Annotated in this window: 16 protein-coding genes; 5 read left to right on the top strand and 11 right to left on the bottom strand. The window is 72.5% G+C overall.

Translation table 11 applies throughout. The features are described 5' to 3' along the window. Positions 1–37: 37 nt before the first annotated feature. The 7 genes from ABGB11_RS12660 to ABGB11_RS12630 form a co-directional block, all read right to left on the bottom strand. The gene (locus ABGB11_RS12660) at positions 38–1093 is read right to left on the bottom strand and encodes a hypothetical protein (RefSeq protein ID WP_347632122.1); all 1056 of its coding nucleotides are present in this window, start codon (positions 1091–1093) and stop codon (positions 38–40) included. Between the two features lie 45 nt (positions 1094–1138). Continuing rightward, entirely contained in the window at positions 1139–2098 is a 960-nt protein-coding gene (locus tag ABGB11_RS12655; protein WP_347632120.1) for an ATP-binding protein, read from the bottom strand. Between the two features lie 138 nt (positions 2099–2236). Then, a complete protein-coding gene (locus ABGB11_RS12650) occupies positions 2237–3016 on the bottom strand; it encodes an ABC transporter ATP-binding protein (RefSeq protein WP_347632118.1) in 780 nt (259 codons plus the stop codon). Continuing rightward, entirely contained in the window at positions 3013–3777 is a 765-nt protein-coding gene (gene cbiQ / locus ABGB11_RS12645; RefSeq protein ID WP_347632116.1) for a cobalt ECF transporter T component CbiQ, read from the bottom strand. Before cbiQ ends, ABGB11_RS12650 begins: the two co-directional genes overlap by 4 nt. After that, a complete protein-coding gene (locus ABGB11_RS12640; protein ID WP_347632114.1) occupies positions 3777–4133 on the bottom strand; it encodes a PDGLE domain-containing protein in 357 nt (118 codons plus the stop codon). The genes cbiQ and ABGB11_RS12640 overlap by 1 nt, the downstream gene beginning before the upstream one ends. A 12-nt stretch (positions 4134–4145) precedes the next feature. Next, positions 4146–4856, bottom strand: a complete 711-nt coding sequence (locus ABGB11_RS12635) for an energy-coupling factor ABC transporter permease (protein ID WP_347632112.1) — start codon at positions 4854–4856, stop codon at positions 4146–4148. 125 nt (positions 4857–4981) lie between these two features. Beyond that, positions 4982–5596 (bottom strand): DsbA family protein, encoded by a 615-nt coding sequence (locus tag ABGB11_RS12630; RefSeq protein WP_347632110.1) that lies wholly within the window; start codon positions 5594–5596, stop codon positions 4982–4984. Positions 5597–5763: 167 nt separating this feature from the next. Between ABGB11_RS12630 and pepN the strand changes: the two genes are divergently transcribed. Next, positions 5764–8343, top strand: a complete 2580-nt coding sequence (gene pepN, locus ABGB11_RS12625; protein WP_347632108.1) for an aminopeptidase N — start codon at positions 5764–5766, stop codon at positions 8341–8343. A 103-nt stretch (positions 8344–8446) separates the two neighbouring features. After that, the gene (locus ABGB11_RS12620) at positions 8447–9442 is read left to right on the top strand and encodes a hypothetical protein (RefSeq protein ID WP_347632106.1); all 996 of its coding nucleotides are present in this window, start codon (positions 8447–8449) and stop codon (positions 9440–9442) included. On the opposite strand, the gene malQ is transcribed toward ABGB11_RS12620, so the two are convergent. Together malQ and ABGB11_RS12610 are read right to left on the bottom strand one after the other, a co-directional pair. Then, positions 9423–11522 carry a 4-alpha-glucanotransferase gene (malQ, locus tag ABGB11_RS12615; protein ID WP_347632104.1) on the bottom strand — a complete coding sequence of 700 codons (2100 nt, stop codon included), beginning with the start codon at positions 11520–11522 and terminating at the stop codon, positions 9423–9425. The two genes, ABGB11_RS12620 and malQ, sit on opposite strands and share 20 nt — an antisense overlap. Positions 11523–11550: 28 nt before the next feature. Then, a complete protein-coding gene (locus ABGB11_RS12610; RefSeq protein ID WP_347632102.1) occupies positions 11551–12975 on the bottom strand; it encodes an amidase in 1425 nt (474 codons plus the stop codon). 198 nt (positions 12976–13173) lie between these two features. Between ABGB11_RS12610 and ABGB11_RS12605 the strand changes: the two genes are divergently transcribed. From ABGB11_RS12605 to ABGB11_RS12595, 3 genes are all read left to right on the top strand, one after another. After that, a complete protein-coding gene (locus tag ABGB11_RS12605) occupies positions 13174–14037 on the top strand; it encodes a nuclease-related domain-containing protein (protein ID WP_347632100.1) in 864 nt (287 codons plus the stop codon). 249 nt (positions 14038–14286) lie between these two features. Beyond that, complete coding sequence (ilvD, locus tag ABGB11_RS12600) at positions 14287–16143, top strand: dihydroxy-acid dehydratase (protein ID WP_347632099.1); 1857 nt, start codon at positions 14287–14289, stop codon at positions 16141–16143. Between the two features lie 92 nt (positions 16144–16235). Continuing rightward, the gene (locus tag ABGB11_RS12595) at positions 16236–16583 is read left to right on the top strand and encodes a DUF1330 domain-containing protein (protein WP_347632097.1); all 348 of its coding nucleotides are present in this window, start codon (positions 16236–16238) and stop codon (positions 16581–16583) included. On the opposite strand, the gene ABGB11_RS12590 is transcribed toward ABGB11_RS12595, so the two are convergent. Together ABGB11_RS12590 and ABGB11_RS12585 are read right to left on the bottom strand one after the other, a co-directional pair. Further along, positions 16580–16792 (bottom strand): zinc ribbon domain-containing protein, encoded by a 213-nt coding sequence (locus ABGB11_RS12590; protein ID WP_081842740.1) that lies wholly within the window; start codon positions 16790–16792, stop codon positions 16580–16582. The genes ABGB11_RS12595 and ABGB11_RS12590 overlap by 4 nt on opposite strands. 116 nt (positions 16793–16908) lie before the next feature. Next, positions 16909–17418, bottom strand: a complete 510-nt coding sequence (locus tag ABGB11_RS12585; protein WP_347632095.1) for an HNH endonuclease — start codon at positions 17416–17418, stop codon at positions 16909–16911. Between the last annotated feature and the right edge of the window lie 228 nt (positions 17419–17646).

The following is a 17646-nucleotide window of genomic DNA, read 5'->3' as shown; positions in this document are numbered from 1 at the left end:
ATTCTCGCAGGCCCGGGAAGCGTGCGCCGCGCGGGGGTCAGGTGTCGTCGCGCCTGCGGTCGATCACCGTCCGGTCGGCGAGGTCGAGGTCGTCGTCCCCGTCGTCCTGGCCCCCCTCGTCCGTGCCGCCGTCGGCGGGCTCGTCCTTCGGGTCGTCCTTCGGCGTGTCGTCCCCGGCCTCCTCGGGGGCGTCCTCACCGCCGCCCTTCGGCGCGTCCTGCGGGGCTTCCTCCGGCTCCGCGGGCGAGGCGGGCGGGGCGGGCGGCGAGACGGGCGGCGCCTGCTCCTGGGGAGGCGCCGACGGCTGCTGCGGGACGGGGGGCGTGCCGAACTGCCCTCCCGGCTGGCCCGGTTGCTGCGGGACGGGCGCGGCGCCCCAGCCGGGCTGCGGCGGCTGCCCCTGCGGGGGGACGTACGGGACGGCCGACGGATGCTGCTGCATCTGCTGCGGTGGCGCCTGCTGAGGGGGCGCCTGCTGGGGGTAGGGCTGCTGCATGGGCATGCCCGGCTGCACCACGTACGGCTGCGGCGGACCGTAGGGCTGCTGGACGCCCGAGGGCCGCGGGCCGGTTCCGCGCCGGCGGTCGAGGAAGAGCCCGCCCAGCGCACCGAGGCCGGCGAGCCACCCGAACGCGAGCCCGAAGGATGCGCCCTGGCTGATCTGTGCGAAGACCACCCTGCCCATCGATCCGCTGGGGAACTCGAGCGCCCAGTAGGTCAGCGGCCCGGACACCAGGCCCGACACGCCGGCCGCGACGACCGTCGCCCACCAGCCGGTGATGACGGCGCCGGCCGGGCCGCGCTCGGGGTCGGCGAGCCGGACCCCGACCGCCACCAGCACCACCAGCACGGCGAACAGGACCAGCAGGGAGAAGTCCTCCGTCACCACCGAGCGCCAGTCCGCCGCGGGACGCGGCGTGAACCGCCAGGCGAGGGTGAACAGCCAGGAGACGAGCGGCCCGATGCCGTCGCCGAAGTCGAAGCCGCTCTTCGCGATGGCGTCGAGCACCCACTGGTTGCCCACGAGAAGAGCGAGGACGGCAAGGGGAACCAACGCGCCGCCCGTCATCGCGAGCATCCGCCGCATCGTCATGGCGGGCAGAGTAGTGCCCATTCGTCTCCGCCGGTAGGCCCCGGACTACCCGGAGTATGCGGCGTCCGCCGCGGCGGGGAAGCGGAAGTCCGGATCGACCTGCGCTTCGAGGTCCTCCCCCGCGGCCCGGCTCGCCCAGCTCCGGGCGTTCTTGACGTGGAACTCGACGGCCTGCCGCTGGAACCCGTCCCAGTCCTTGACGCACGCGTCGACCTCGGCGCGCATGCGGTCGAGGGCGGCGGCGTTGCCGTCCTCCAGCGCGACGCCGTACCGCCCCTGCTCCAGCGCCCGCACGGCGGCGGACTGGCCGAGCCAGGTCAGCAGGTCGTCGCCGACGTGCTCGCGCAGGTAGGCGACATCGTCCTCGGACTGGACCTTGTTGCCGACGACGCGGATGGCGACGTCGTAGTCGCGGGCGTACTCGGTGTACTGGCGGTACACGCCGACGCCCTTGCGGGTGGGCTCGGCGACCAGGAACATCAGGTCGAACCGGGTGAACAGCCCGGAGGCGAACGTGTCCGCCCCCGCGGTCATGTCGACGACGACGTACTCACCGGGCCCGTCGACGAGATGGTTGAGGTAGAGCTCGACCGCGCCGGTCTTGGAGTGGTAGCAGGCCACGCCGAGGTCGTCGTCGTTGAACGGGCCGGTGGCGAGCAGCGTGACGCCGTCGACCTCCTGCCCCGCCTCGTGGACGGGGTCCTCGCCGCGGAACCGCAGCAGCCGCGAGCCGCGACCGGGCGGGGTGGTCTTGACCATCGCGGACACGCCGGAGATCCGGGGGTTGGTGCCGCGCAGGTAGTCCTTGATCTCGGTGAGCCGGTCGCCCAGGGCGGGGATCTTGGCGGCGCGCGCCTCGTCCAGGCCGAGCGCGACGCCGAGATGCTGGTTGATGTCGGCGTCGATGGCCACGACCGGCAGCCCGCGGCCGGCGAGGTGCCGGACGAACAGCGACGACAGGGTGGTCTTGCCGCTGCCGCCCTTGCCGACGAACGCAACCTTCACGAATGCCCCCAAAGTGGAGATATGAAAACCGTTACCAGTGTCAGAGCACCGAGTCTTGCGGAGCGCGGACGGCGAGGCAAGCGGAACGGCCGGACACGCGACCCGGAAGACGGCGGCTCAGGAAACGGCAGCCCACCTTCAGTGGGGGGACGAGCTCCCACGCCCCCCGGCAAGTGCCGCTGCGGGATCGAAGCCGAACGGAAGCTCCAGTCGGTGCTCGGCTAGCAGCGCGGCATCCGTCAGCAGCTCGCGGGTGGAGCGGTCGGCCGCGATGACGCCGCCGGAGAGGATCACCGACCGCGGGCACAGCTCGGCGGCGTACGGGAGGTCGTGGGTGACCATCAGGACGGTCACGTCCAGGGACAGCAAGATCTCGGCCAGCTCCCGGCGGCTGGCCGGGTCAAGGTTGGAGGACGGCTCGTCCAGCACGAGGATCTCGGGCTCCATCGCCAGGACGGTCGCGACGGCGACGCGGCGGCGCTGCCCGAAGCTGAGGTGCTGCGGCGGCCGGTCGGCGACGTCCAGCATGCCGACCCGGCCGAGCGCGTCCCGCACCCGGCGGTCCAGCTCGGCGCCGCGCAGGCCGAGGTTGGCGGGCCCGAACGCCACGTCCTCCCGCACGGTCGGCATGAACAGCTGGTCGTCGGGATCCTGGAAGACGATGCCGACGCGGCGCCGGATCTCCCGCAGCGCCTTCCTGTCCTTCGGGTCCACCGAGAGGCCGCCGACCTTCACCTCGCCCAGCCCGCCGTGCAGGATGCCGTTCAGATGCAGGACGAGCGTGGTCTTCCCGGCGCCGTTCGGCCCGAGCAGCGCGACCCGCTCGCCGCGCCCGATCGTCAGGTCGACGCCGTAGAGGGCCTGCGTGCCGTCGGGGTAGGCGTACGCGAGGCCCCGGACCTCCAGTGACGGAGTCATGGGGCCGTCCAAGCGGCCACGACGACGAGGGCGGCGGCCGCGGGCAGTACGGCCGCCGCCGCCCACTGCGCGGCCGTGGCGGCGACGTCGTGCGTGACGGGCATGCGGCCGTCGTAGCCGCGGCTCATCATGGCCAGGTGGACGCGCTCGCCCCGCTCGTAGGAACGCAGGAACAGCGCCCCCACCGATTTCGCGAGCACGCCCGTCGCCCGGAGGTCGCGCGCCTCGAAGCCGCGGGACGCCCGCGCCACCCTCATCCGTCCGAGCTCGGCCGTGACGACGTCGCCGTACCGCAGCATGAACGTGGCGATCTGCGTGATGAGCTGCGGCATCCGGAGCCGCTCGATGCCGAGGAGCAGCAGCCGAGGCTCGGTGGTCGCGGCCAGCAGGATCGACGCGACGACGCCGAGGGTGCCCTTCGCGAGGATGTTCCAGGCGCCCCAGAGCCCGCTCTCGCTCAGCCGCAGCCCCAGCACGGTGATCTTCTCGCCGTTCGCGACGAACGGCATGAGGAACGCGAACGCGACGAACGGCACCTCGATCACGATGCGGCGGGCGACCGTCCCGAGCGGGATGCGGGCGGCCGCCGCCACGGCCGCGAGGAGCAGCGCGTACACGCCGAACGCCCACATGCGCTCGCGCGGCGTGGCGACGACCAGCAGCACGAAGGCGAGCACGGCGACCAGCTTGCACTGCGGCGGCAGCCGGTGCACCGGAGAGGCGCCCGGCACGTACAGCCGGTGCGCGTGGCCCGCGCCCATCAGCCCTTCTGGGACGTCTCGGACGGCACCTGCTCGTCCCGCTCCGGCGCCGCCTGCGCGTCCGCGGGCCCCCTGCGCCGGACGGCCCAGAACAGGCCGCCGCCGACCAGCAGGACGGCGCCGACGCCGACCAGGCCGGACAGCCCGCCGGACAGCCGGGCGTCGTCGACGCCCTTGACCCCGTAGTCGCCGAGCGGGGAGTCCTTGAACGTGTGGTCCTTCTCCTTGGCGCTGATGCCCTTGTCCTCGGCGACCTTCTCCAGGCCGTCGGGGGCGGCGCTGGCGTAGTAGCTGACGACCCCGGCCAGGACGAGCGAGACGAGCAGGAAGCCGGCGAAGAAGCGCTTGGTGGTCATCGCGGTCCCCTCTCAGGCCCGGGAGGGCTTGGGCTCGGCGGTCCGGTCCCCGGCGGTCCGCAGCTCCAGGGGCTTCATCAGCCCGCGGGCGCCGTGGACGAGGTCCGGCCGGACGGCGAGCACGCTGGACACGGTCACGGCGGTGATCAGCGCCTCGCCGATCCCGATGAGCACATGGACGCCGATCATCGCGGTGGCGACCTTGCCGAGGGAGACGTCCGCCGTCCCGCCGGCCGCGTAGATCAGCGTGAAGGCGACGGCGGCGGCGGGCACCGAGACGACCGCGGCGGTGAACGACGCCACCGAGACGGACGTGCGCGTCTTGGGCAGCACCCGCAGCAGGAGCCGGAACAACCCGTACCCGACGGCGACCGTGACGAGCGCCATCGTCGTGATGTTGACGCCCAGCGCGGTCAGGCCCCCGTCCGCGAACAGGAGGGCCTGCATCAACAGGACGACCGACACGCACAGGACGCCCGTGTACGGCCCGACGAGGATCGCGGCGAGCGTCCCGCCGAGCAGGTGGCCGCTCGTCCCGGACGCGACCGGGAAATTGATCATCTGGGCCGCGAACACGAACGCGGCGGTCAGCCCGGCGAGGGGCGCGGTCCGGTCGTCCAGCTCCCGCCGCGCCCCGCGCAGCGCCACCCCGACGCCGGCCACCGCGACCGCACCGGCCGCGACCGACACCGGCGCGTCGATGAATCCGTCCGGTACGTGCACGTCCCTCACCGTCCTACCTCTTCGTGGCTGCAGGACCAGTTTGGGGCGTACGACTCGTAGTTGCAACTAAGTCGCAACTACCTGACCGGTGCGATACCTGCTGCCCGCCTGCTCCCTGGCTCCGCTCAGTCGAAGATCGGGTCCCTGGTGCGCGTTCGCTTCAGCTCGAAGAATCCGTCGGTGGAAGCGACGGCCATCACGCCGTCGAAGAGCTTGACGGCCGCCTCGCCGCGCGGGATCGGGGTGACGACCGGGCCGAAGAAGGCGTGCCCCTCGACCTCGATGACCGGGGTGCCGACCTCCTGGCCGACGCGGTCGATGCCGTCCTTGTGGGAGGCGCGCAGGGCCTCGTCGTAGTCGGTGGAGTCGGCGGCGTCCGCGAGCGCCGGGTCAAGGCCGGCCGCCGTCAGGGCCTCTTCGATCAACGCGCGGTCGAACTTCCGCTTGTCGTTGTGGCGGCGGGTGCCGAGCTCGGTGTAGAGCCGTCCGAGCACCTCCGGGCCGTACTTCTGCTCGGCGGCGATGCACACGCGGACCGGGCCCCACGCGTCGGCCAGCATCGTCCGGTAGGAGTCCGGGATGTCCTTGTCCTCGTTGAGGACGGACAGGCTCATCACGTGCCAGCGGACCTCGATCGGGCGCTGCCGCTCCACTTCCAGAATCCAGCGGGAGGTGATCCACGCCCAGGGGCACAGGGGGTCGAACCAGAAGTCCACGGGGGTGGGGGCGTTCTCGGCCAATGTCGCCTCCTACAGCGAAACGGGGGTACGTGAAGCGACAACCGGGGCGCGCCCCTTCCGATTCCCGGCCGCCGGCACCATGCCGGGCACCGTGGCGGAGCCACCGGATCGGCGTCCGGTTGGTAGACATGGGGGCGGCAAGCGATTGAACCGACCAAGGAGTTCATGTGGCAGGCAACCTCACGCGCGACGAGGCGCGGGAACGGGCCCGGCTGCTCACCGTCGAGTCGTACACGGTCGACCTGGACCTCACCACGGGCGCGGAGCGGTTCGGGTCCACGACCGTGGTCCGGTTCGGGAGCGCCGAGCCCGGCGCGTCCACGTTCATCGATCTGCACGGTGCCGTCGTGCGGGAGGTGACGCTGAACGGCACGGCCCTGGACCCGGCGTCCTACGACGCCGGGAAGGGCCGGATCCCGCTGCCGGACCTGGCCGCGGACAACGAGCTCCGGGTCGTGGCCGACTGCGAGTACTCGCGGTCGGGCGAGGGCCTGCACCGGTTCGTCGACCCCGTGGACGAGAGCGTCTACCTGTACTCGCAGTTCGAGACGGCCGACGCGCACCGCATGTACACCTGCTTCGACCAGCCCGACCTGAAGGCCACCTTCGAGCTGGCGGTGAAGGCGCCGGAGGACTGGCAGGTGATCACGAACGAGGCTCCGGAGACCGCCGAGGGCGGGCGGTGGCACTTCCTGCCGACGCCGCAGGTCTCCACCTACATCACGGCGCTCGTCGCGGGGCCGTACCACGTCGTCCGGGACGAGTACCGCCGCGACGACGGCACCGTGATCCCGCTCGGCGTGTACTGCCGGGCGTCGCTGGCCGAGCACCTCGACGCCCCCGCGATCGTGGACGTGACGCGCCAGGGGTTCGCCTACTTCGAGAAGGTGTTCGGCCGTCCCTACCCGTTCGGCAAGTACGACCAGCTGTTCGTCCCCGAGTTCAACGCCGGGGCGATGGAGAACGCGGGCTGTGTGACGTTCCTGGAGGACTACGTCTTCCGGTCCCGGGTCACCGACGCGGCCTACGAGCGGCGCGCCGAGACGATCCTGCACGAGATGGCGCACATGTGGTTCGGCGACCTGGTCACCATGCGCTGGTGGGACGACCTGTGGCTGAACGAGTCGTTCGCCACGTACATGAGCGTCCTGTGCATGGCCGAGGCCACCAAGTGGAAGGGCGCGTGGACGACGTTCGCGAACCTGGAGAAGGCGTGGGCGTACCGGCAGGACCAGCTGCCGTCCACCCACCCGATCTCGGCGGACATCCCCGACATCCGCGCGGTGGAGGTGAACTTCGACGGGATCACCTACGCCAAGGGCGCGTCCGTCCTGAAGCAGCTCGTGGCCTATGTCGGCCTCGACAACTTCCTGGAGGGCGTCCGGCGCTACTTCGACCGGCACGCGTGGGGCAACACCGTCCTCACCGACCTGCTGGGCGCGCTGGAGGAGACGTCCGGCCGCGACCTGGCGTCGTGGTCGAAGGAGTGGCTGGAGACCGCGGGCGTCAACACGATGCGTCCCGAGTACGAGGTGGACGCCGACGGCAACTTCACGTCCTTCGCCGTTCTGCAGGAGGCCAAGGCCGACTACCCGACCGTGCGGTCGCACCGGCTAGCGATCGGGCTGTACGACAGGACCGCGGAAGGCATCGTCCGGCGCGACCGGGTCGAGCTGGACGTCGTCGGGCCCCGCACCGAGGTGGCGCAGCTCGTCGGCAAGAAGCGGCCCGACCTCGTGCTCGTCAACGACGACGACCTGACGTACGCGAAGATCAGGCTGGATGAGCAGTCCTTGAAGACGCTCATTGCGGTTCCGGGGGGTACAGGGGGGCCGGCCCCCCTGAAAGAGCAGGCGGGCATCGGCGACGTGAAGGAGAGCCTGCCGCGCGCTCTGTGCTGGTCGTCGGCATGGGACATGACCCGCGACGCCGAGATGGCGACCCGCGACTACGTCCGGCTCGTCGCGAAGGGCATCCGCGGCGTCACCGACATCTCGGTCACGCAGACGCTGCTGCGGCAGGCGCGCACGGCCGTCCAGCAGTACGCGGCGCCGGAGTGGCGCGCCGAGGGCCTGGCGCTGCTCGCCGACACCCTCTGGGACCTCGCCCGCGAGGCCGAGCCCGGCTCCGACCTCCAGCTCGCCTACACGCAGGCGTTCACCGCGTCCGCCGTCACGGACGAGCACCTGGCGTTCGTCCGGGACCTGCTGGACGGCGCGCAGGTCCTCGACGGCCTGACGGTCGACACCGACCTGCGCTGGGCGCTGCTGCGCCGCCTCGTCGTCACCGGCAAGGCGGGCGAGTCCGAGATCGACGCCGAGCTGGAGCGGGACAGGACCGCCGCCGGGGAGCGGCACGCCGCCGCCTGCAAGGCCGCGATCCCGACCGCCGAGGCGAAGGCCGCCGCGTGGGAGCGGATCGTCGCCGGAGACCTGCCGAACGCCGTCTACCGGGCGACGCTCGGCGGCTTCGTGGAGCCCGACCAGGCCGACCTGCTGGTCCCCTACGTGGACCGGTACTTCGCCGAGGTCGGCCGGGTGTGGAAGGAGTGGTCCAGCGACATGTCCCAGACGTTCGCCGAGGCCGCCTACCCCTTCCTGGTGATCGAGCAGTCCACGATCGACCGCACGGAGTCCTACATCGCCGACGAGCAGCCGCCCGCGGCGCTCACCCGGCTGCTGTCGGAGGGCCGTGACGGCGTGGCCCGCGCCCTGCGCGCCCGCGCCAAGGACGCGGCGTCCGCCTGATCCTGTGTCCGCCTGACCCTGTGTCCGGCTGCCCCTGTTCCCGTCCCCCGTGACCGTGCGAAAGTTGCAAGGCCACGGGGGACGACGGTCACGGGGAGGCGGCTTGGAGACGGCTCAGGACGTTCTGGCGGCTCTGGCACGGCGCTACGCGTTCGGCGACCTGGAGGCGCTGATCACGCAGGGCACCCTGGCCGCGGACGGCCGCTCCACCGCGGTCGCGGCGCTCTGCGCGTTCGGGCAGCGCGTCCTCGACCTGGACGCCGAGGACTTCGGCATGCCCGAGGAGGCCGGCGAGGTGTCGCCGGACCTGCTCGACCGGGCCCGCGCGAGCCGCATGCCGCAGGCGCCGCGGGAGCGGCCGCGCGGCGCCCTCGCCAGCCTCCGCCCCGCCTACCGCCTCCTGCTGGAGGTCATCGAGATCCGCTGGCGGCGCCGCGACATGGCCGCGCTCGTCGCCGCCGTCCACATCGCCGGCGAGTACCTGCCGATGCTGGCGTGGGAGCCGGTGCTCGGCCACGCGGGCGACCCCGCGCTGATCGGCGCGGCCGTGGGCGGGGACGGCAGCCGCTTCGGCGTCCCGATCGAGCCCGGGACGCCGCGCATGTGCGACCACACCCGGCCGGAGCGCTCCGCCTGCGAGCGCACCCTGCGGGTCGCCAAGGAGCCGGGGCCCGGCTGGCGCGCGTATCTCGACCGGCAGCACAGCCAGGTGTCCTCCGCCCTCGGTGACTGCGCCGCCCGGTGCCGCACGCCCTGCACGGTCGTGACGCGCCTGGACGACCTCGTCCGGGCCGACCTCACCGGCCGCTGCAAGCTCGCCGCCGACTTCGCCGACAGCCCTCTGGTGAAGCTGCGTCATGCCGCGCCGGTCGGCCACGGTTTCGGCGTCCCGTCCCCGGAGGAGGTCCAGGCGGCATGGAGCCGCGCCCGCACGTCCCTGTCCCGCCACCCCCTGGGCAAGGCGGCGCTGGCGGGCACCGACGACTCCTACCCGCTGCCGGGGCTGCCCGCGCTGTTCTCGGCGATCGCCGCGGCCGAGCTGCACCCCGACACGCTGCTCCACGACGTCACGAAGCGCATCATGTCGACGCTCTCCTGAAGAGCCTCAGCGCCTTTCCCGTCCGGAGGTCGTCGAGGAGGACGGGCACGCCGTCCTGATCGGCAAGGGGGACCCGCCAGTTGGGGTACTCGTCGGTGGTGCCGGGCTGGTTCTGGGTCCGCCGTTCGCCGACGGCGTCGGCCAGGGAGACGCCGATGAGGCGGGCCGGGGTGCGGGTCAGGAAGTCGTGCAGGGCCGTGACGATCTCCTCGTCGTACGCGGTGGAGCCGTCCGCCAGGGCCCGCATGACGTCGGCGGGCGCGCTGCCGAGCAGGCCCTGCGCATGCAGGACCGCCAGCCAGTCGTCGAGCTGGCGGCGGTGGTCGTCCTCCTCCTCGGCCCGGGAGCGGGTGAGCAGGCCGAGGCGGTCGCGGAGCGCGATGTGGTCGCCGTGCACGAAGCCGGTGATCGGCGGCATGTCGTGGGTTCCGACGGTCGCCAGGGACAGCTCGCGCCACTGGCCGGGCGGCTTGGGCCGTCCGCCGGCGTCGCGCTCGAACCAGAGCAGGGACGTGCCGAGGACGCCGCGGTCCGCGAGCTCCTCCCGCAGCCCGGGTTCGACGGTGCCGAGGTCCTCCCCGACGACCACGGCGCCGAACCGCTCGGCCTCCCACGCCAGGCAGCCGAGCAGGGCCTCGCGGTCGTAGCGGACGTAGGTCCCCTCTGCGGGCGACGCGCCCTCGGGGACCCACCACAGCCGCGACACCTGCATGGCGTGGTCGAGGCGTATCCCGCCGGCGTGCCGGAGCGCCGCCGCCGCCATCTCGCGGAACGGCCGGTACCCGCCGCCGGCGAGCGCGCCGGGCCGCCACGGCTGCTGGCCCCAGTCCTGGCCGCGCTGGTTGAACTCGTCCGGGGGCGCGCCGACGCTGATCCCGGGCGCGCACAGGCCGCCGTACATCCAGGTGTCGGCGCTGCCGTGCGGCACCCCGACCGCGAGGTCGTGGACGATCCCGACCGCCATCCCGGCGTCGCGGGCGGCCCGCTGCGCGTCCGCGAGCTGCCCGTCCAGCCGCCACTGGAGCCATGCGTGGAAGGCGGCGCGGCGGTCGTACTCGCGGGCCTCCAGGACGCCGCGGTCGCGGGCGTCGTGCAGGCGGGACGGCCAGCGCCGCCAGTCCGTGGTGCCCTGTTCCTCGCTGATGGCGCACCACGTGGAGAACGGGCCGAGGGCGTCGCGTTCTCGCCGGCGGAACTCCTCGAAACCCGGGTCGCGCTCCTGCCGGACGCGGTACATCGCCTCGAAGGCCTCCAGCTTGGCCGCCCACACCGCCTCCCGGTCCAGCAGGCCCTCCTGGGCGCGCAGCTTGGCCGCGAGGGCCCCGAACCGCTCCCGGTCCTCGGCGGGCAGCAGCGCGTACTCCGGCATGTCCTCGATCCGCAGATAGAGCGGCGAGGGGAAGCGGCGGCTCATCGGCGAATACGGGGACGGCCCCACCGGCGGGACGGGTTCCGTCGCGTGCAACGGGTTGACCAGCACGAAACCCGCGCCGAGCTCCCGGCCGCTCCACGTCGCGAGGTCCACCAGGTCGCGCAGGTCGCCGAGCCCCCACGACGCGCTGGAGCGGACGGAGTACAGCTGCGCCGTGAATCCCCACTCCCGGGGAGGGGGGCGCAGCGAGTCCGGGGCGACCAGCAGCATCGTGGACAGCCACGTCGACCCGTGCCGGACGCGCAGGTGGTGCCAGCCGAGCGGGACGTCCCCGCTTCCCGGCAGCGGCTCGAACGGCCGCTCCCCGGAATCGTGCGGCGGCGCGAGGACCTCGTCCACACCGGTCTTGATCTCCGCCTCGGCGTCCTCGCCGGACTCCAGATGCCGCCGGAGCGCCGCGCGGACGCGGCCGGCCGTCTCTCCCGCCGCGTGGTGGACGAGGAGGTTCGGCGGCAGCCCGCGCGACCGCTCCCGGTGCCGCTCCAGCTCGGCCCGGACGGCGGCGGACGTGGAGGCGTCCACCCCGAGCGCCGCGAGGACGGCGACGAGCGTGTCCGGCGCCACCGCCGTGTCGCGCCCGCGCCAGTCCTCGTACCGGGTCGCCACCCCGTGCCTGCCGGCCAGCCTGCTCAGTTCGTCGTCGGCCACGCCTGCACCATGCCCGGTGCGGGCGGGCTCACGCCGTCCAGATCGCGGGCTTGCGTTCGATCCAGGGGCGGGCCTCCTCCAGCTGGGCGGACAGCGAGATCAGGGTGCCCTCCCCGCCGAGCCGCCCGGCGAGCATGACCCCGATGGGCAGGCCCTCGTCGTTCCAGTGCAGCGGGACGTTCACCGCCGGCTGCCCCGAGATGTTGTAGATCGCGCAGAACGGCGTGAAGTGCGTCTGGCGCCGGAAGTTCTCCGCGGGGTCCAGATCGTGGAAGTACCCGATCGGGACGGGCGGCATGGCCAGCGTCGGATGCAGGATCGCGTCGAACTCGTCCATCACCGGGAACGCGGCGCGCAGCGCGCCCTGGAGCGCGGCGTGCGCCTGGAACAGCTTCGGCGCCGGCGTCCTGTCGCCGTACGCGCGCAGGTGGCGGGTCAGCGGCTGGAGCAGGTGCTCGCTCTCCTCCGGGACGGGCGTCATCGTCGCCATCGCGCCCCACAGCGTCGCGAAGTGGGGGACGAGGTCCGAGCCGAGCACCTGCGGCAGGTCGACGATCTCGTGACCCAGCTCCTCCAGCAGCGCGGACGCGTCCTCGTAGGCGGCGACGCAGTCCGGGTGCACCTCGACGTCCGGCACCGGCGGCTGGAGGCTCCGCGCGATGCGCAGCCGGCCGGGCGCCCGGTCGGCGTAGGACAGGAACGGAGCGTCCGGTTCCGGCGCCCGGAACAGGTCGCCGGGCATGTGGCCCGACATCACGTCCAGCATGAGGGCGGCGTCGCGGACGGTCCGGGTGATCGGCCCGTTGGTGGACAGCCCGAACAGGTCCGGGATGACCGGCCCCTGCGAGATCCGGCCGCGGGTCGGCTTGATCCCGAAGAGCCCGCAGGCGCTGCTCGGGATCCGGATCGAGCCGCCGCCGTCGCTGCCCTGCGCGACCGGCGCCAGCCCGGACGCGACCGCCGCCGCGGCGCCGCCGCTGGAGCCGCCCGCCGACCGGGAGGTGTCCCACGGCGTCCGGGCCGGGGGCGACACGTCCCCCTCGGTGTAGCAGGGCAGCCCGAACTCCGGCGTCGTGGTCTTGCCGAGCAGCACCGTCCCCGCGTCCGCCAGCTTGGCCACCACGTTGTCGTCCGCGAAGCCGGTCAGGTCGGCGTAGACGGCCGAGCCGAACGTGATCCGGACGCCGTTCACCATGTTGAGGTCCTTGATCGGCACCGGGACGCCGTGCAGCGGCGGCAGGTCCGCGGGGTCTGCGGCGTCCGTCACCGCCTTCTCAGCGCGGCGCGCCTCCTCGCGGGCGCGTTCGGCGGTGACCGTCACATAGGCGCCGACCTGCTCGTTGAGCCGTTCGATGCGGGCCAGATAGTGGTCGGCGAGCTCGACCGGAGATACTTCCCTCGTGCGCACGGCGGTCGCCATCCGGGTGGCGCTGAGGTCATGGGTTTGTGTCACGAACCGGAACGCTAGACGCCGTGTGCGTGGGCATCAAAGAGGGCAGACAGGACAACAGCAAAGAAAGGCGAAGAATACCGGCCTACCCGTCCGCGCCGTAAGTGAATCACCGTCCCGGGGCGACAAAACTATGAACCCCCCATGACTAGGCGACGACCCGATCGGTGATTACTCTGCGCACGGAGGATCATGCCCCCGATGGGAGAGGAATACGGAGCGTCACTAATGGCGATCATGGAGCGGGGCAACATGCAGGGAGCAGCCAGAGCACGGCCCGAGGCCGGCACCGAGGAGACGCGCTCGGAGGAGAGGCGTGAGCACCATCAGCAGGCTCCGGTGAAGGAGCGACCCGAGGAGCGCACCGCCGCGGCGATGCTCGACGATCCCCGGATGCGCCGGTGGATGTGGCGGATCGGCGTGGCCGTCGTCGCCGGCCTCGCGGTCGTGCTCGTGGTCGGCTGGCGGCTCGGTCTCACCGTCGCGGTCCTCGTGGTCATCGGCGACGTCGTCCGGCAGTCCCGCAAGAGCTCCTCCGTCACCGCCTGGCAGAAGTCCTCGGCCGCCGAACGGCGCACCGAGCGGCAGCTGAAGTCGCTGCAGCGCAACGGCTACCTCGTGCTGCATGCACGGGCCGTCCCGCGGGACGACGAGGGCGTCAGCGACGGGCGGATCGACCACCTGGTGATCGGGCCGAGCGGCGTCTACGCCATCGACTCGGAGAAGTGGGACAAGCGCCTCCCCGTGCGCACCATGTCCCACCTCAAGCTCTTCCACGGCCCCTTCAACAAGAAGGACCGCCTGGACGAGGCGCGCTGGGAGGCCCAGCAGGCCAGCAGCATCCTCGGCGAGCGGGTCGGGTTCGACGTGCCCGTCCAGCCGTCCGTGGCGATCTACGGCCCGTCGATCCCGTGGAAGGTCATGCGGGTCCGGGAGGTGGACGTCTACGCGGGCAACCGGGCGCGCTCGTACCTGCGCCGCCGCCCGAAGATCCTCACCGACGGCGACGTCCAGCGGATCTTCCAGGCCGCCGAGCAGGCCCTGCCGCCGAAGTACCCCGAGTGAGTGAGCGGGCGGCCTGCCTTCCGGGCCGCCCACCGCACGATCAGGCCGGGACACCGTCGTCCCGGCTTTTTTCACGCCGTCGGCCGGTTGGTAGCATCGGGGGCGGGCCGGCCCGCGCGCGACCTCCGCTGAGCCGGCGGCAGCGCCGCGACCCGCCGCTGCGAGCACGCTTTCCCAGGCGACCCGTACCGCCACGCCGAACCATGCGCGGCCCGTCGTCCCGGCACGTCACACGTTGGAGAGGTCACAATGCCACCGCTCAGGTCACGCACCGTCACCCATGGCAGGAACATGGCGGGCGCCCGCGCGCTCATGCGGGCCAGCGGCGTCGAACGCGAGGACTTCGGCAAGCCGATCGTCGCGGTGGCCAACAGCTTCACCCAGTTCGTGCCCGGCCACGTCCACCTGGACGAGGTCGGCAAGGTCGTCGCCGGCGCGGTCCGCGAGGCGGGCGGCGTGCCCCGCGAGTTCAACACCATCGCCGTGGACGACGGCATCGCGATGGGCCACGACGGCATGCTGTACTCGCTGCCGTCCCGCGAGGTCATCGCCGACGCGATCGAGTACATGGTCAACGCGCACTGCGCCGACGCCCTGGTCTGCGTCTCCAACTGCGACAAGATCACGCCGGGGATGCTGCTGGCCGCGCTGCGGCTGAACATCCCGACCGTGTTCGTCTCCGGCGGCCCGATGGAGGCCGGCAAGCCCGTCGAGGGCGTCATGGGCGGCAACAAGCTCGACCTGATCGACCCGATCATCGCCTCCGCCGACGCCTCCACGTCCGAGGACACGCTGCTGGAGATGGAGGAGAGCGCCTGCCCGACCTGCGGGTCCTGCTCCGGCATGTTCACCGCCAACTCGATGAACTGCCTCACCGAGGCGATCGGGCTGGCGCTGCCCGGCAACGGCACCGTCCTCGCCACCCACACCGCCCGCCGCGGCCTCTACGAGAACGCCGGACGCGCCGTCGTGGACGTCGCCCGCCGCTACTACGAGGGCGACGACGAGTCGGTCCTGCCGCTGAGCATCGCCACCCGCGACGCGTTCGAGAACGCGATGGTCCTCGACGTCGCGATGGGCGGCTCGACCAACACGATCCTTCACCTGCTCGCCGCCGCGACGGAGGCCGGCGTCGACTTCGGGCTCACCGACATCGACGCGGTGTCGCGCCGCGTCCCGTGCATCTGCAAGCTGGCCCCGGCCACCGGCAAGTACCACGTCGAGGACTGCCACCGCGCCGGCGGCATCCCCGCCCTCCTCGGCGAGCTGAACCGGGCCGGGCTGCTGAACAGCTCCGCCCACTCGATCCACTCGGCGTCGCTGGACGAGTTCGTCGCCAAGTGGGACGTCCGCTCCCCCGGCGTGCTGCCGGAGGCCGTCGAACTGTTCCACGCCGCGCCCGGCGGCGTCCGCAGCACCTCCGCCTTCTCGCAGAGCGCCCGCTGGGAGTCGCTCGACCTCGACCGCGAGAACGGCTGCATCCGCTCCGCCGAGCACGCCTACACCGCCGACGGCGGCCTGGCCGTCCTGCGCGGCAACATCGCGCCCGACGGCGCGATCGTCAAGACCGCCGGCGTCGAGGAGGAGCTCTGGACCTTCACCGGCCCCGCCGTCGTCTTCGAGTCGCAGGAGCAGGCCGTCGAGGGCATCCTCGGCGGCAAAATCACGGCCGGCGACGTGGTGGTGATCCGCTACGAGGGCCCGAAGGGCGGCCCCGGCATGCAGGAGATGCTGTACCCGACGAGCTTCCTCAAGGGCCGCGGGCTCGGCAAGGCGTGCGCCCTCATCACCGACGGCCGGTTCTCCGGCGGCACGTCCGGGCTGTCCATCGGGCACGCCTCCCCCGAGGCCGCGGGCGGCGGCATCATCGCCCTCGTCGAGGACGGCGACCGCGTCGTGATCGACATCCCGAACCGGGTGCTGGAGCTGGACGTCCCGTCCGACGAGCTGGAGATCCGGCGCGAGAAGCTCCTCGCCGACCTCGGCGGCTACCGCCCGCGCGACCGGCACCGCCCGATCAGCGCCGCCCTGCGGGCCTACGCCGCGATGGCGACGTCCGCGTCCACGGGCGCCGCCCGCGACGTGTCGCAGCTCGACCGCCTCTGAGCATTACCCGTCGGGTAATCGCCCGCATTCCCTGCGGGCGCCAGAGTGGTGGGTGCCGGACAGGCCGGCGCCCACCGCTCAAGGAGATCCCGATGACCGCCTACGCCCTCGCCCACCTGCGCCCCACGTCGCCGCTGCACGACGACGTCTTCACCTACATGGAGCGCATTCAGGCCACCATGGACCCGTTCGGCGGCCGCTTCCTCGTCCACAACACGGCCGCCGAGGTCATCGAGGGCCCGCTGGACGGCGGCTACGTGCTGATCGAGTTCCCCGACATGGACAGCGCCCGCGCCTGGTACGAATCGGACGCCTACCAGGCGATCCTGCCGATGCGCACCGACAACATCCCGGGCACGGCCGTCCTCCTCCAGGGCGTCCCGGAGGACTACGACGCCGCGGCCACCGGCCGCGCGCTGCGCGCCGCCCAGAACGGCTAGGAGGAGCAGCACCCTCCACCGCAGCAGCCCCCACCGGCCGGTGGGGACGCGGCAGGCCGTGCCGCACCGGTGACGGCGACCGTCGAGAGCAGCTTCACCGTGTCGTCATGCCCGTCCGGACAAGGCGCCGGATCGGAAGCGTTGATCATCGGCCGGGACACCTCAAAGGTCGACCCGCACGCACGGCAGCGATAGTCATAACGAGGCACGCCCCAAGAATAACGCCCCCGGACCGGCCCCCTTGGAGTCGACCTCAGCCACCATTACGGGCAGGCGCGTGGAGCGGCTCGTGACGGGGGTTTCAGGGGGTCGCCCCCCGGGGAGATCACGCCGCTGGTTCGGTGACGTAGGGGGCCCATTGGGGGTCGCCGTCGTGGACCAGGCCGATGAGGCGCCAGTGGGCGCCTCGGGGGACGGCGGGGGTGACGCTGAGGGTCCAGCCGAGTTCGGACAGGAGGCGGTCGGCCTTGCTGTGGTTGCAGGTCATGCAGGAGGCGACGCAGTTCTCCCAGACGTGCTTGCCTCCGCGGCTGCGCGGGTGGACGTGGTCGATCGTCTCGGCGCGGCGGCCGCAGTAGACGCAGCGGAAGTTGTCGCGGCGCATCAGCGCGGCGCGGGTGAGGGGGACGCGGGTGCGGAACGGGATCCGGACGTAGCGGCGGAGGCGGATGACGGAGGGGACCTCGACCGTCATCGTGGCGGAGTGGAGCACGGCGCCGGAGGTGTCGTGATGGACGATCTCCGCCTTCTCGCGAAGCACGAGGCAGACGGCCCGCCTGAGCGGGAGCGTGGTCAGTGGTTCGTACGTCGCGTTCAGGAGGAGGACCTGTCTCATCAGACGCCCTCCACCGGGCTCTGCTGGTCTGTCGCCTCGGTGGGCGCGTCTGGGCGCGCCTCCCACCGAGGCCCGATTATCGTCTCCGGCACCTGCTCACTCGCCATGAGGACCTCCCCAGGGGCGACCCGACCACATCAGTGTGGCGTCTGAGGGAGCCCGTTCGCTACCCCATTCATCCCCCGCCGGGGGCGACTCGAACGCATGTCCTGGTGGGAGCGTCCACCA

This window comes from Actinomadura sp. B10D3, from assembly GCF_039871695.1.
Classification (GTDB): Bacteria; Actinomycetota; Actinomycetes; order Streptosporangiales; family Streptosporangiaceae; genus Spirillospora; species Spirillospora madurae.
Note: the sequence above shows the minus strand (reverse complement) of the source record. Positions and strands in the feature narration are given on the sequence as shown.